Annotated in this window: 13 protein-coding genes; 7 read left to right on the top strand and 6 right to left on the bottom strand. The window is 64.0% G+C overall.

What is annotated here, in order from left to right; translation table 11 throughout:
- Positions 1-19: 19 nt before the first annotated feature.
- Complete coding sequence (locus tag NLM27_RS33195; RefSeq protein WP_254147286.1) at positions 20-310, bottom strand: 4a-hydroxytetrahydrobiopterin dehydratase; 291 nt, start codon at positions 308-310, stop codon at positions 20-22.
- A 151-nt stretch (positions 311-461) separates the two neighbouring features.
- Between NLM27_RS33195 and NLM27_RS33200 the strand changes: the two genes are divergently transcribed.
- On the top strand, positions 462-1,907 hold the full coding sequence (locus tag NLM27_RS33200; protein ID WP_254147287.1) for a TAXI family TRAP transporter solute-binding subunit: 1,446 nt from the start codon (positions 462-464) through the stop codon (positions 1,905-1,907).
- Between the two features lie 104 nt (positions 1,908-2,011).
- Complete coding sequence (locus NLM27_RS33205; protein WP_254147288.1) at positions 2,012-3,553, top strand: alkaline phosphatase; 1,542 nt, start codon at positions 2,012-2,014, stop codon at positions 3,551-3,553.
- 3 nt (positions 3,554-3,556) lie between these two features.
- Here the strand turns inward: NLM27_RS33205 and NLM27_RS33210 are convergent, their stop codons facing one another.
- A complete protein-coding gene (locus NLM27_RS33210; protein ID WP_254147289.1) occupies positions 3,557-3,937 on the bottom strand; it encodes a response regulator in 381 nt (126 codons plus the stop codon).
- 181 nt (positions 3,938-4,118) lie between these two features.
- Between NLM27_RS33210 and NLM27_RS33215 the strand changes: the two genes are divergently transcribed.
- The 5 genes from NLM27_RS33215 (at position 4,119) to NLM27_RS33235 (ending at position 9,854) form a co-directional block, all read left to right on the top strand.
- Positions 4,119-4,889 (top strand): Crp/Fnr family transcriptional regulator, encoded by a 771-nt coding sequence (locus NLM27_RS33215; RefSeq protein ID WP_254147290.1) that lies wholly within the window; start codon positions 4,119-4,121, stop codon positions 4,887-4,889.
- An 86-nt stretch (positions 4,890-4,975) separates the two neighbouring features.
- Positions 4,976-5,692: a prolipoprotein diacylglyceryl transferase family protein gene (locus NLM27_RS33220; protein WP_254147291.1), complete on the top strand. Its 717-nt coding sequence runs from the start codon at positions 4,976-4,978 to the stop codon at positions 5,690-5,692.
- An 11-nt stretch (positions 5,693-5,703) separates the two neighbouring features.
- Positions 5,704-6,447, top strand: a complete 744-nt coding sequence (locus NLM27_RS33225; protein WP_254147292.1) for an FxsA family protein — start codon at positions 5,704-5,706, stop codon at positions 6,445-6,447.
- Positions 6,448-6,686: 239 nt separating this feature from the next.
- Entirely contained in the window at positions 6,687-8,513 is a 1,827-nt protein-coding gene (typA, locus tag NLM27_RS33230) for a translational GTPase TypA (protein WP_254147293.1), read from the top strand.
- A gap of 63 nt (positions 8,514-8,576) precedes the next feature.
- Complete coding sequence (locus NLM27_RS33235; protein WP_254147294.1) at positions 8,577-9,854, top strand: NAD(P)/FAD-dependent oxidoreductase; 1,278 nt, start codon at positions 8,577-8,579, stop codon at positions 9,852-9,854.
- 124 nt (positions 9,855-9,978) lie between these two features.
- On the opposite strand, the gene NLM27_RS33240 is transcribed toward NLM27_RS33235, so the two are convergent.
- From NLM27_RS33240 to NLM27_RS33255, 4 genes are read right to left on the bottom strand one after another with little or no spacing between them, the layout of a single operon-like run.
- Entirely contained in the window at positions 9,979-10,386 is a 408-nt protein-coding gene (locus NLM27_RS33240) for a thiol-disulfide oxidoreductase DCC family protein (protein WP_254147295.1), read from the bottom strand.
- The gene (locus NLM27_RS33245; RefSeq protein ID WP_254147296.1) at positions 10,386-11,705 is read right to left on the bottom strand and encodes an SDR family oxidoreductase; all 1,320 of its coding nucleotides are present in this window, start codon (positions 11,703-11,705) and stop codon (positions 10,386-10,388) included. Before NLM27_RS33245 ends, NLM27_RS33240 begins: the two co-directional genes overlap by 1 nt.
- An 8-nt stretch (positions 11,706-11,713) precedes the next feature.
- Positions 11,714-12,181, bottom strand: coding sequence for a DUF2269 domain-containing protein (locus NLM27_RS33250; protein WP_254147297.1), 468 nt, complete (start codon positions 12,179-12,181; stop codon positions 11,714-11,716).
- Positions 12,178-13,068: a dienelactone hydrolase family protein gene (locus NLM27_RS33255; RefSeq protein ID WP_254147298.1), complete on the bottom strand. Its 891-nt coding sequence runs from the start codon at positions 13,066-13,068 to the stop codon at positions 12,178-12,180. Before NLM27_RS33255 ends, NLM27_RS33250 begins: the two co-directional genes overlap by 4 nt.
- Between the last annotated feature and the right edge of the window lie 21 nt (positions 13,069-13,089).

Below are 13,089 nucleotides of genomic sequence, written 5' to 3' on the forward strand. Positions count from 1 at the left end.
GCAAGACGTCAGCCAGATGTCAGCCGGCGAGCGCGTTGATCGCCTTGGCCAGGTCGATGTCGCGTGCGGTGACGCCGCCGGCATCATGGGTCGACAGCACCACCTCCACGGTCTTGTAGACGTTGCGCCATTCGGGATGGTGATCCATCTTCTCGGCCACCAGCGCCGCGCGGGTCATGAAGCCGAAGGCCTGATTGAAATCCTTGAAGACAAAGGTCTTCCCGATGGCGTCGCGACCGGAAATCTCGCCCCATCCGGGTAATCCGCCCAGTGCCTGCTTGCGCGCCTCTGCCGTCAGCCGCTCTGCCATAATCGCCTCCGTTTTTAGGGGAACTTTACCCTAACACTGTCCTGACGCCCCGGGTTCATACGGGATCCGCCCCATCCGCTAACCATGACGGAGATGTAACCCTGCCGGACAAGAAATTTGCTACAATTGCCGGCGTAAATCGCCGGCCAAGATGAAACTGAGCCTCAAGCGCCTGTTTGGGAGATCGATGACCGGGGGATTGGACCTGGCCGAGACGCCCTCTCCGCCTTCGCCGCGATCCGCAGCGCGGAAGACGGCGCTGGCGTCGCTTGCGCTCGTGCTTGCGATCATCGGTGCGCTCGCCGGCGGTTATTATTTCGCGATGCGGCCGGTGACGCTGAAGATCGCGGTTGGTCCCGCCAACAGCGATGACGTCAAGGTCGTGCAGGCGCTGACCCAGGCTTTCACGCAGAACAAGAGCAATGTGCGGCTGCGACCGATCCAGACCGACGGCGCCACCGCCAGCGCCAATGCCCTCGCGGAAGGCAAGGTCGATCTTGCCATCGTGCGCGGCGACCTCGACGTGCCGAAGAACGCACAGGCGGTCGCGACGCTGCGCAAGAACGTCGTGGTGCTGTGGTCCGTGCCCGGCAAGGGCAAGAAGAAGGGCGCGAAGATCACCAAGGTCGCGCAGCTGGCCGGGCACCGGATCGGCGTCGTCGGCCGCACCCAGGCCAACGTCAACCTCCTCAGGGTGATCCTCCAGCAATACGGCGTCGATCCCGCCAAGGTCGAGATCGTGCAATTCCCGGCCAATGAAGTTGCCGAGGCAATCAAGGCGCAGAAGGCCGACGTCTACCTCGCGGCCGGCCCGGTCAACAGCAAGATCACGGCGGACGCGATCACGGCATCGGTCAAGGAGGGCGGCACACCGACCTTCCTCGCCATCGATTCCGCCGACGCGATCGCGCAGAACCACCCGGTCTACGAATCCTCGGAGATTCCCGCAGGCACTTACGGCGGCTCACCGGATCGTCCGGACGAAGAGGTCAAGACCATCAGCTTCTCGCACCATGTCGTGGCGCGCAAAGGTGTGTCCGAGACCACCATCGCCGCGTTCACGCGCCAGCTGTTTGCCGTGCGGCAGCAATTGGTGGCGGAGTTCCCGCTGGCGGCGAAGATCGAGACGCCCGACACCGACAAGGATGCGGTGATCCCCGTGCATCCCGGTGCCGCCGCCTTCGTCGACGGCGAGGAAAAGACCTTCCTCGACAAATACAGCGACTACATCTGGTGGAGCCTGATGGCGCTCTCGGCCACGGGCTCGATCGGCGCCTGGTTTGCGGGCTATCTGAAGAAGGACGAGCGCGACAACAACAGCCATCTGCGCGAACGCCTGCTCGACATGATCGCCGCCGCACGCAAGAGCGAGACGACCGAAGAGCTCGACCAGATGCAGGCCGAAGCCGACGCGATCTTGCGCGATACGTTGCGTTGCTTCGATCACGGCGCGATCGAGGAAGCCGCGCTCACCGCCTTCAACATCGCACTCGACCAGTTCCACGCCGCCGTTGCCGACCGCAAGGCGGTGCTGTTCAGCCTACCGCCAAGCCTGCAACGCACCGGCGCGCAATTCAGGGCCGCCGGCAACGCGTAAACGCTTGCGCGCGTAATTGCTGCGTCACATTGTCTCAGTATAGCGTCTGACTTCACCGGGGCGGCCGCCGGGGCGGTCGTCTCACGCGATATCGAGACCATCCCATGAACATCCAATTTTCCCGCCGCCGTTTCCTCTCCACGAGCGCCGGTGCGCTTGGCGCGGTCGCGATGCCCTATCTCTCGCGCGCCGCGGACCGGCCGGCGGTCACCCATGGCGTGCAATCGGGCGACGTCACCGTCGACGGCGGCGTGGTCTGGGCGCGCACCGACCGGCCGGCGCAGATGCTGGTCGAGGTCGCGACGACTGATACGTTCAGGAATGCCCGCGCGCTGCCGCCGATCGCGGCGCTGCCCGAGAGCGACTTTACCGCGAAGATGCTGGTTGAAAATCTTCCGGCCGGCCAGGACATCTTTTACCGCGTCCGCTTCCGCGATCTCTCGCACAGCGCGGTCGAAGGTGAAGCGGTGACCGGCCGCTTCCGCACTGCGCCGGCCGACCGCCGCGATGTCAGCTTCGTCTGGGGCGGCGACGTCGCCGGCCAGGGCTGGGGAATCAATCCCGATGACGGCGGCATGTACACCTTCTCGGCCATGCGCAAGCATCGTCCGGACTTCTTCCTGCATTCGGGCGACACGATCTATGCCGACGGCCCGATTCAGTCCGAGGTGAAGCTTGCCGACGGCAAGACCTGGAAGAACCTCACCATCCCCGAGAAGGCCAAGGTCGCGGAGACGCTGGACGAGTATCGCGCCGCGCACAAATACAATCTGACCGACGACAACCTCCGTGCCTTCAATGCCGAAGTGCCGATCTTCGTGCAGTGGGACGACCACGAGGTGACCAACAACTGGTCGCTCTCGAAGGAGCTGCCGGCGACCTACAAAGTGCGGGACATCAGCCTGCTCGCCGCGCGCGCCTCGCGTGCCTTCCACGAGATGTATCCGATGCGCGAGAGCATCAACGAGCCCGGCCGGGTCTATCGCCAGATCTCCTACGGCCCGCATCTCGACGTGTTCGTGCTCGACGAACGCAGCTATCGCGGCCCGAACGGCGCCAATCTGGAAACGGAATACGGCCCGGCCAGCTACTTCCTCGGACCCGACCAGATCGCCTGGCTCAAGCGCGGTCTGCTCAATTCGCGCGCAACCTGGAAGGTAATCGCCTCCGACATGCCGCTCAGTCTCGTCGTATCGGACACGCCGAAAGGTGGCTCGGAAGCATTCGCGCAAGGAGACGGCCCGGTGCGCGGCCGCGAGTTCGAGATTGCGGACATCCTTCGCTTCATCAAGATGGCACCGATCAGCAACACGGTATGGCTGACCGCGGACGTGCACTACGCTGCCGCGCACTATTACGACCCGAACAAGGCGCAATTCCAGGAGTTCGAGCCGTTCTGGGAATTCGTCTCGGGCCCGCTCCACGCCGGCACTTTCGGCCCGAACGCGCTCGACAACACGTTTGGACCGGAGGTCCGCTTCGTCAAGGTACCGGACAAGGACAGCCAGAACCTGCCGCCGTCCGCCGGCATGCAGTTCTTCGGCCACGTCAAGATCGACGGCGCCTCCGGCCAGATGACGGTGACCCTGCGCGACCGCGCCGACGTCGCGCTGTGGTCGACCACGCTCGACCCGAAACTTGCTTGAACCTCAGGAGACGTGCGTCCGCAGCGCGGCCTCCAGCGCCTCGCTCGAGCACGGCTTCTGCAGCCGCGGGCGCGCCGCAAATTCGGGCGGAATCCGCGTCTCGGCGCCATAGCCGGTGACGAAGACGAACGGAATGTTGAGCGCGACCAGTCGCTCGGCGATCGCAAAGCTCTTCTCGCGGATCAGCTCGACATCAAGCAATGCGAAATCCGGGGCGCGCTTCTCGATCGCGTCCAGCGCCTGCGACACCGATCCGGCGGTACGCACGTGCGTCACGCCAAACCCGAGCAGACGGTCCTCGAAATCGATTGCAATGATCGGATCGTCCTCCACGACCAGGACGTCAGCAGGACAGGGTGAACCATCGGAAAGTGCGGGTGCCATGATCGCATCTTGAAGCGAGAGGTTTTTTGATCAGGACAGCCGCGCCACGATACCTGCGCTCAGCGCATCGGAGGGTTCCCGGAACGAAACCCACCACATCGCAGTTCTTCAGTCTGTCCACTTGTGCACACAGGAAACGGACGGAACTCGGTATTGTGGAAAGGAGGACAGGGGTTTCACCATGGATGCGCGTATCGCCAGTACAATCGAGGTCGACAGCCGGCCGACAAACAATCTGCTGCGGCGCCTGAGCCCGACGGACTACGCGCTGCTTGGGCCGCACGTCTCTGTCGAAGACTGCGCGGCGAGCGAGTTGCTCTACAATCCCGGCGACGACGTCCAGGTTGTCCACTTTCCTTGCGGACCCTCACTCGCGACGTTTCTCGTCCCCAACGAGGATGGCCGCGATGTCGAGACCATCCTGGTCGGTCGTGAAGGCGCGGTGGGCGGCATCGTCAGCGAGGGATTTCTGCCGGCCTATACCCGCATCTGCGTGAAGTTCGGCGGGCCGTTTGCACGCATTCACGTCGGCAAGCTGGAAGCGGCCAAAGCGCGCTCACCGACGCTGCGCAACATCTTCGCCCGCTATGCCGACTGCATGCTGGCGCAGATCTTCCAATCGACCGCCTGCAACGCCATCCACTCGATCGAGCAACGCACTGCCAAATGGATCTTGGCGGCGATGGAGCGGACCGGCGACGAGCGCAGCGTGCCGCTGACACATGAGCAGCTTGCAACATTGCTCGGGGTCGGGCGCAGCTATGCGAGTCGTGTGCTCCAGTCGTTCAAGGCCGAGGGCGTGCTCGACACGAGGCGCGGTTCAATTCTCGTTCGTAGCCGCGACGGCCTGCGCCTGCGCGCCTGCCTCTGCAACGACGCCGTCAAGTCGCACTTCGAGGAGGTGCTGCGGGGGGTCTATCCAACCGAGGAGCGGGAGGGCCAGGCCCAATAATCCTCACGGCTTCTTCCACAGAAGGAAGAGGGTAGAACAAGACTCAACCTCTACGATTGAGGCTGGTGGTGCTATACTGGCCTCGCATGAGCGGGGCCTTCCTCCACACCATCTTCGATATTGCGGCATGGCTGGCGGCGGCCGGCGCGGGTTACTTTCTGTCGCGACAAGGCCTGCGATTTCCTGCGCAATCCTTCGAGCTGACTTACATCGCCGCGCTGCTGTTCGGTGCCGGGCTTGGCGCCTGCCTGTTCGGTTCGCTGAATCTGTGGCTATCAGGCAAGAGCGGCGTGGCGCGCTCGGTCGAAGGGGCGATCGCCGGCGGCGTCATCGCGGTCGAGCTCTATAAATGGTCTGTTGGCATCAGCTTCCGTACCGGGGCGCGCTTTGCGCTACCGCTGGCGGTCGGCATCGCGGTCGGGCGGTTCGGCTGCTACTTCGCCGGCCTCGACGACTTCACCTATGGCACGCCGACCACGCTGCCCTGGGGCCTTGATTTCGGCGACGGCATTTTGCGCCATCCCGTGCAGCTCTACGAGAGCGCCGCGATGGCCCTTTTTGCGGCCGCTTACTCGGCAGCCGTGTTGAAGCGGAACGCGTTCGTGATTGCCAATGGCTTTGACCTCGCTGTCGCCTATTACAGCGCGCAGCGTTTCGTGTGGGAATTCCTCAAGCCGTATGGCGCGTTGCTCGGCCCGCTCACGCTGTTTCACCTGCTGTCGATTGGCATCTTCGTCTACGCGGCCATCATGCTCGCAACAGCTGCGAAGACGAGATCCCTGCATGAACGCGCCCTTGCCTAAGTCGCGCGCCGATGAGTGACGCAAAGCCGCCGCTTCCAAAGGAGCGATGGAAGGGACCGCCGGAAGGCGTCCCAGATTACGTTGGATTGTCGGGCAACGCTGGCTGTTCGGCGTCCTCACTGCTGATAGTGGGCAGCCTGCTGATCCTCGCCGGACTGTGGCCGCTCACCCGCGCCTTGATCGCACTCAACTGGACTATAGGCCGAACTTTCTGGCTCTTCCTCTCCGGCCTCATCGTTGGCGGCGCGGGGATCACTCTGGTCCGGATTGCCAAGCGCAGGCGGTCATCCCCAAAGCAAGCTGCTGCACCCGAAGCACCTCAATCACCGTCCGGAAGGGACGGCTGCCTCACGCTCTTCATGGCTCTGGCCGGAATCGTCCTGTTGCTGCCCGGCCTGTGCTCGTTCGTGTTCGGCTTCTTGATGCTGGGTCCTCCTCCTTCAGGGCCGGAGCGGGACCTCTTCGATTACGCCGGCTATGCTACGATGTTCCTGATCGGCTGCGTGACCGGTTCAACGGGGGGTGGCATGATCTGGTGGACCATCGTTCGTCCACCGGCCGCCGCCGGACTGATGACTCTGGTGGGCTTCGCTTTGCTGGTCCCCGGTCTCTACTTCGTCCTTTACGGTGCAAGCCGCATCTATTGGGCCGACCATTCGCGCGTGACCTGGCTGCTGATGGGCCTGCCCGTCGGGCTCGTGTTCATCGGCCTGGCATTGCGGGTGCGCGACCAGAACGCGCCGCCCAACCCCTAACCCCCGGAGATTCCCGGACAAAATTCAGTCAACCAAGGCCCAAAGAACACATTGTTTTTTGGCGGTTTTTGCATATATTGCGCCGCAACGCACAGGGTGCCCGGTCTGATATGGCCGGGCTTCCTTTTTGGGCGGAAAGCGCCCCGTTTCCAGTCTTCCAGCGTTGTTTCGAGAAGAGGTCCCGGTCCGACCGGCGAGATCGCGCTTAACCCATTGTTCGACCGCAAAGAAGCTCACTCATGAACCTTCGCAACGTCGCCATCATCGCCCACGTCGACCACGGCAAGACGACCCTGGTCGACAAACTCCTCCAGCAGTCCGGCACGTTCCGCGAGAACCAGAAGGTGACGGATCGCGCCATGGACTCCAACGATCTGGAGCGCGAGCGCGGCATCACCATCCTGGCCAAGGCGGCCTCGGTGCAGTGGAAGGACACCCGCGTCAACATCGTCGACACCCCCGGCCACGCCGATTTCGGCGGCGAGGTCGAACGCATCCTGAACATGGTGGATGGTGCGCTGGTGCTGGTGGACGCCGCCGAAGGCCCGCTGCCGCAGACCAAGTTCGTGGTCTCCAAGGCGCTCAAGGTCGGCCTGAAGCCGATCGTCGTCATCAACAAGGTCGACCGCCCCGACGCGCGCCCGACCGAAGTCATCAACGAGGTGTTCGACCTGTTCGCGGCGCTCGATGCCAGCGAGGAGCAGCTCGACTTCCCGATTCTCTATGGGTCGGCCAAGCAGGGCTGGATGGCCGAGACCCCCGAGGGTCCGAAGGACAAGGGCATGGAGCCGCTGTTCGACCTGATCCTGCGCCACGTCGCGCCGCCGAAGGTCGAGGAAGGTCCGTTCAAGATGATCGGCACCATCCTCGAAGCCAATCCCTATCTCGGCCGCATCATCACCGGCCGCATCTCGTCGGGCACGCTGAAGCCGAACCAGCAGGTCAAGGTGCTGAACGCCGACGGCAAGCTGGTCGAGTCCGGGCGCATCACCAAGATCCTGGCATTTCGCGGCCTCGAGCGCACGCCGCTCGATGAAGCCGAAGCCGGCGACATCGTTGCCATCGCCGGCCTGACCAAGGGCACCGTCGCCGACACCTTCTGCGATCCGACCGTGGAAGTGCCGCTGCCGGCGCAGCCGATCGACCCGCCGACCGTCTCGATGTCGTTCATCGTCAACAACTCCCCGCTCGCCGGCACCGAAGGCGACAAGGTGACGAGCCGCATGATCCGCGACCGTCTCTTGCGCGAAGCCGAGGGCAACGTTGCGCTGCGCGTCGTCGAAGCCTCCGACAAGGACGCGATGGAAGTCTCGGGCCGCGGCGAATTGCAGCTCGCGATCCTGATCGAGACCATGCGCCGCGAAGGCTTTGAGCTCTCCGTGTCGCGTCCGCGCGTCGTGTACCAGAAGGACGAAGCGACCGGCGCCACCATGGAGCCGATCGAGGAAGTCGTGATCGACGTCGACGAGGAGCATTCCGGCGTCGTCGTGCAGAAGATGAGCGAGCGCAAGGCCGAGCTGAACGAGATGAAGCCGTCCGGCGGCAACCGTTTGCGCCTGGTGTTCTACGCGCCGACCCGTGGCCTGATCGGCTACCAGGGCGAATTGCTCACCGACACCCGCGGCACCGCGATCATGAACCGCCTGTTCCACGGCTATGCCCCGTACAAGGGCGAGATCCAGGGCCGCCGCAACGGCGTCCTGATCTCCAACGACCAGGGCGACGCCGTGGCCTACGCCATGTTCAAGCTGGAAGACCGCGGCCCGATGATGATCGAGCCGGGCTGGAAGGTCTATCGCGGCATGATCGTTGGCGAGCATACCCGCGACAACGATCTCGAGATCAACGTGCTCAAGGGCAAGCAGCTCACCAACATCCGCACGACGTCGAAGGACGAAGCCGTGCGCCTGACCCCGCCGATCCGCATGACGCTGGAAAAGGCGCTCGCCTATATCGAGGACGACGAACTCGTCGAGGTCACCCCGAAGTCGATCCGCCTGCGCAAGAAGCATCTCGACCCGAACGAGCGCAAGCGTGCGGAAAAGGCCAAGGAAGCGGTGGCTTAAGTTGGCGAACTGAGCGTGGCGAATAGCGAATAGGGGAATCACCGCGCGGCGCGGTGTGCTATAGTGCTACTCGCCATTCGCAACTCACCACTCGCCCATGCCTTTCCCCTCCTCTGTGGACTCGCGATCATCGGGGCCGGTGCCGCCGGCCTTGGTGCGGCGCATGCGCTGGCAGGCTCCGGCCTCGTCGTGATTGTGCTGGAGGCACGCAACCGGCTCGGCGGCCGCGCCTGGACCGTGCAGGCCTCGCCCGAGGTCACCTTCGACGTCGGCTGCGGCTGGCTGCACTCGGCCGACAAGAACTCCTTCGTCGGAATCGCGAAACGCCTGAATTTCGAGGTCAACACGGATCTGCCGCCCTGGCGCGATCGTGCCTTTGGCGAAGTATTTCCGGAGCGCGAGCGGAACGAATTCGCGCACGCGATCGACGAGTTCTACGACCGCGTCAGTGACGCTGCGGAAACGGGCGAGGATGCACCGGCGGAGCGCTATCTCGAGCCAGGCAATCGTTGGAACCCGATGATTAACGCCGTCTCGACCTACGTGAACGGCTCTGAGCTCGATCGGGTCTCGATCCTCGACATGGATTCCTACGAGGACACCTATTTCAATTGGCGTGTGCGGGCCGGATATGGCGCGCTGATCGCGGCCTATGGCGCCTCGTGTCCTGTGGCGCTGGACTGCAACGTCTCGCTGATCGACCATTCCGGCAAGCACATCCGGCTCGAAACGTCGCGAGGTACGCTCACCGCGGAAAAAGTGATCGTCACGGTGCCGACCAACCTGATCGCAGACGAGGCGATCCGCTTCCGACCGGCGCTCCCGGCCAAAGTCGACGCCGCGCGCGGCCTGCCGCTCGGCGTCGACGACAAGGTGGTGCTGGCGCTCGAAGATCCGGAAGCCTTTCCCAAGGAAGGCAATCTGCGCGGTGCCACCATGCGCACCGCAATGGGCACCTATCACATCCGCCCGTTCGGGCAGCCCTGCATCGATGGCTTCTTCGGCGGCCGCTTTGCGCGCGAATTGGAGGATGCCGGCGACGGCGCCTTCGCCGCGCAAAGCATCGATGAGATCGCGGACTATCTGGGCAACGACATCCGCCGCAAGCTGAGACCGCTGCGCGAGTCGCGCTGGGCCCACGATCCGTTCGCCCGCGGCGCCTATTCGCACGCGCTCCCCGGCCATGCCGGACGTCGCGCCGTGCTGGCGGAGCCGGTGGACGGACGGCTGTTCTTCGCCGGCGAGGCGACCTCCCCGAACTTCTTCTCAACCGCCCACGGGGCTCGGGATAGCGGGGAGCGGGCGGCGAAGGAAGTGCTGGCGGTCCTGATCAAGCCATAGCCACAACCTCCGTCATTGCGAGCGCAGCAAAGCAATCCAGAATCTTTCTGCAGAGGGATTCTGGATTGCTTCGTCGCAAGAGTTCCTCGCAATGACGGTGATGAGACAGTTGTGCAATGACGCGTCACTCGATCACCCGCGCCCGCAAATCGGCATCGGGGACGAAACACGCATCGTACTTGCCGAAGAGGCGATAGCGGTTGCGCGCGATGAGGCTGTAGACCGAATCCCGCAACGGTTTTGGCACGGCGAAAAGCACCCGCACCCAGCCCCATCTCGGCAGCTGTGACAAAACGGTCAGCGCAGCGTCCGACTTCATGAAGACCTCGCCGCCGTGGACTACGGCATTGGTGTCGGGATCATCGGGATCGATGCCAAATGTCCGCGCCAACCGCGCCCCATAATCCGACTGAATCGGCGTGAAACGAAATCGCCCCGCCTTATCGCGCTTGGCAACGAACCGCACCCAGCGCGAGCAGAAGATGCAGACGCCGTCGAACAGGATCACGTCATCTTCGGGCCACGTGCTCATCAGCGATTATCCAGCATCAGAAACGCGACCAGCATCAGCACGATCGCCGGACCGGTCTTCACGAGCGCGCCGAGCGGCTCGATCCAGAGATCGGGCGTGAGGATGGCTGCACCCACCATGTAGCCCAGCGAGGCGACGATGCCTGCAACGAGCCCGATCGCCGCGGTGCGGCGGAGGGCGATCAGCATACCGATGCCCATGTCCATCAGGCTGGTGCCGATGGTGATGGGATCGACCAGCGCAGGCGGAAAGTTATGCGCCGCCAGAATGCCGGCGGCGGCGCGGTAAGACACGAACAGCGCGATGAAGCCGGAGACGAGCCAGAACGCAACCAGGCTTGCGAAGATCAGCGCCTTGACCAGGAACAGCCGCGCGAACCATTTGTCCTGGATACTTGCCGGATGACGCCCGATCGTCTCGGCCAATGTCTTTGGCACGATATCGGTGGCAGCGATCCATGCCGAGGGATCGCCGCTCACGCCACGGCGCAGCTCGGCAATGGCCGTGGAACGCATCGGCGGCGTCCAGCCGAGATGATTGGCGAAATCACCGATTTTCGCGCCGAGATCGAGCAGGAAGGTCGGCATCGCGATGCGCGGCCAGGCGGCCGTGCCGAACGCGAGGCGAAACTGCTTGATGACGCCGGCCATGGTGACCGGCTCTGGTAGCATCAGGTCCCAGCTCACGGCTTTCACGGAGGCGTCGTCACTGTCGCGCGCGGCGAGCCAGGCGATGGTGGCGGCGATATCCTCGACCGCAACGGGCTGGAACGGTGTCGCCATCTCCGCAGCCGGAAGATCGATCGGAAAGGCGGCCAGTGCGCGCAGCATGGCACCGCCGCCATAGGCAGATGGCGCAACCACGAACCCCGGCCGCAGGATGGCGTGGGAAATGCCTGAGGCCGCGATCAGGCGTTCGGCTTCGCGCTTGGTTGTCGCGAACGCGGTGCGATCGGCCGCTGCCGTTCCGGGGATCGAGATGTGCACCAGGCGAATCGCACGGCCGCTATCCCCAATCGCCTGAAGCAGGCGCGCGACGAAATCGCGATGCACCGCATTGGTGTCGCTGCCGGGCCCGTCCTGGAGCACGCCGAGGCAATTCACGACGACGTCGACGGCATGCTCGCTGAAGAGACGCGTCAGCGCAGCCGCGTCGAGGATGAGGATCGGCAATTCGATGTCCAGCGCGCTCATTGTCTGCGCCGGCGCCAGGCTGCGCGCCACGCCGACGACACGAAAACCCCGTGCGCGCAGATCATCAGTGACGAAACGGCCGATCAGGCCGGAGGCGCCGAATACCAAAATGGTTCGTCGGTCCATCGCGTCTCTCAAAACGGTTTTGCGATCATCAGCCAGAGAATGAGCATCGTCGCACCAAAGCCAGGGAAGCCGAATGCGAACCAGCGGCGGAACAGCACGAAGTAGCGCTCCGGAAGCGCGGCACGCCGCCCGACCGCCTTGCGCGCGAGATCGCGCATCTCGATCTGCATCAAGACGACTGGAATCCAGAACAGACCTGCGACGGCATAGAGCGCGAGCGAGGCCAGCAGCCAGCGTTCGGTGATCGGCGTCGCCGAGAGCATCATCAGCAGGCCGCCGCTGACCGGCTGAAGAACAACTGCCGACAGTGTGAAGATCGCATCCGCGATCACGACCACCGAGGCAGTGCGCGCGATGAACTCTGCGTCATTGGTGCGATGTGCCATCAGCATGAAGAAGGCAATGCCGCTTCCGGTGCCGAGAATGACGATGGCGCCGAGCACATGCAGATATTTGATCAGAAAATACAGCGTCATGGCCTGGTCGCAATCGGCTTTGGCAGGCTCAGCGCACGCGCGAGATCACTGCTTGCGGCTTTGACGCCAGCCTCGGTTTCGATCATCCAATGCCCCTCGCTGCCGACCGCCGGCAGGATACGGAAATCGACCTTGCCGCCACCGCCGCGAAACGCCTCGACCAGCCTTTGGGAAAAGGCCGGTGCGAAGTAACTGTCATTGGTTGCAACGAGCCACGTGACGGGAATGCGCGCGGCCTTGCCGAATTCGACCGCTGCCGCAAGGAGCGTGTGCGGCGCGCAGATCCTGTTCGGCTCATCATTGGCATGGCCGCCGCGCCCCGGCGCGAAGGTGATGATGGCGGAGACCGCCTTCGGATCGGCATTGGCGAGCGCCAGCGCACCCCAGCCCCCGGCGGAATGGCCGATCACGGTTGCGGCGTCCTTGCGGATGAAATCCTGCTTTCGCAAATAGTCCATCGCGAGCGAGATCTCGTCGGCCGTTGCGCGGGCCGATCGTGCGTAGTCCGCCTCGTCGCAGCCGCCCTGGTCTTCGACATAGCGGCCTCCGGTCGCGCCATGGCCGAGCCGTTCCGGCACCAGCACGGCAAAGCCGCGCGCGACAAGATCTGCCGTGAGCGCGCGGTATTCCGGCTGCGGCATTTGCGCGCGACGCAAGCCATTTTGCGTCGAGGCGTGGGCAATGACCGCGAGCCGAAACGGGCCGGCGCCTCGGGGACGAAACAGCAAGGCATGCGCGGCCATCCCGGTGTCCGGCGACGGCACCCGCCACTCCTGCCGGCGAAACGGTTCGCCCTCCTCTCCCGATGAGCCAAACGTGACCTGAGCGCACAGGGGCGGCGCAGTCAGCAGCAACGACAGAAGCGCAGGTGCGATGAGAATTCGCATGAATTGCCGGAAGAGGCGGAC

It is taken from the genome of Bradyrhizobium sp. CCGB12 (assembly GCF_024199845.1).
Taxonomy (GTDB): Bacteria; Pseudomonadota; Alphaproteobacteria; order Rhizobiales; family Xanthobacteraceae; genus Bradyrhizobium.

Excerpts from the sequence above, each read along its gene's own strand:
- typA (WP_254147293.1), top strand. The coding sequence starts at position 6,687 with ATGAACCTTCGCAACGTCGCCATCATCGCCCACGTCGACCACGGCAAG.
- NLM27_RS33205 (WP_254147288.1), top strand. The coding sequence starts at position 2,012 with ATGAACATCCAATTTTCCCGCCGCCGTTTCCTCTCCACGAGCGCCGGT.
- NLM27_RS33210 (WP_254147289.1), bottom strand. The coding sequence starts at position 3,937 with ATGGCACCCGCACTTTCCGATGGTTCACCCTGTCCTGCTGACGTCCTG.
- NLM27_RS33255 (WP_254147298.1), bottom strand. The coding sequence starts at position 13,068 with ATGCGAATTCTCATCGCACCTGCGCTTCTGTCGTTGCTGCTGACTGCG.
- NLM27_RS33240 (WP_254147295.1), bottom strand. The coding sequence starts at position 10,386 with ATGAGCACGTGGCCCGAAGATGACGTGATCCTGTTCGACGGCGTCTGC.
- NLM27_RS33220 (WP_254147291.1), top strand. The coding sequence starts at position 4,976 with ATGAGCGGGGCCTTCCTCCACACCATCTTCGATATTGCGGCATGGCTG.
- NLM27_RS33215 (WP_254147290.1), top strand. The coding sequence starts at position 4,119 with ATGGATGCGCGTATCGCCAGTACAATCGAGGTCGACAGCCGGCCGACA.
- NLM27_RS33195 (WP_254147286.1), bottom strand. The coding sequence starts at position 310 with ATGGCAGAGCGGCTGACGGCAGAGGCGCGCAAGCAGGCACTGGGCGGA.
- NLM27_RS33250 (WP_254147297.1), bottom strand. The coding sequence starts at position 12,181 with ATGACGCTGTATTTTCTGATCAAATATCTGCATGTGCTCGGCGCCATC.
- NLM27_RS33245 (WP_254147296.1), bottom strand. The coding sequence starts at position 11,705 with ATGGACCGACGAACCATTTTGGTATTCGGCGCCTCCGGCCTGATCGGC.
- NLM27_RS33225 (WP_254147292.1), top strand. The coding sequence starts at position 5,704 with ATGAGTGACGCAAAGCCGCCGCTTCCAAAGGAGCGATGGAAGGGACCG.
- NLM27_RS33200 (WP_254147287.1), top strand. The coding sequence starts at position 462 with ATGAAACTGAGCCTCAAGCGCCTGTTTGGGAGATCGATGACCGGGGGA.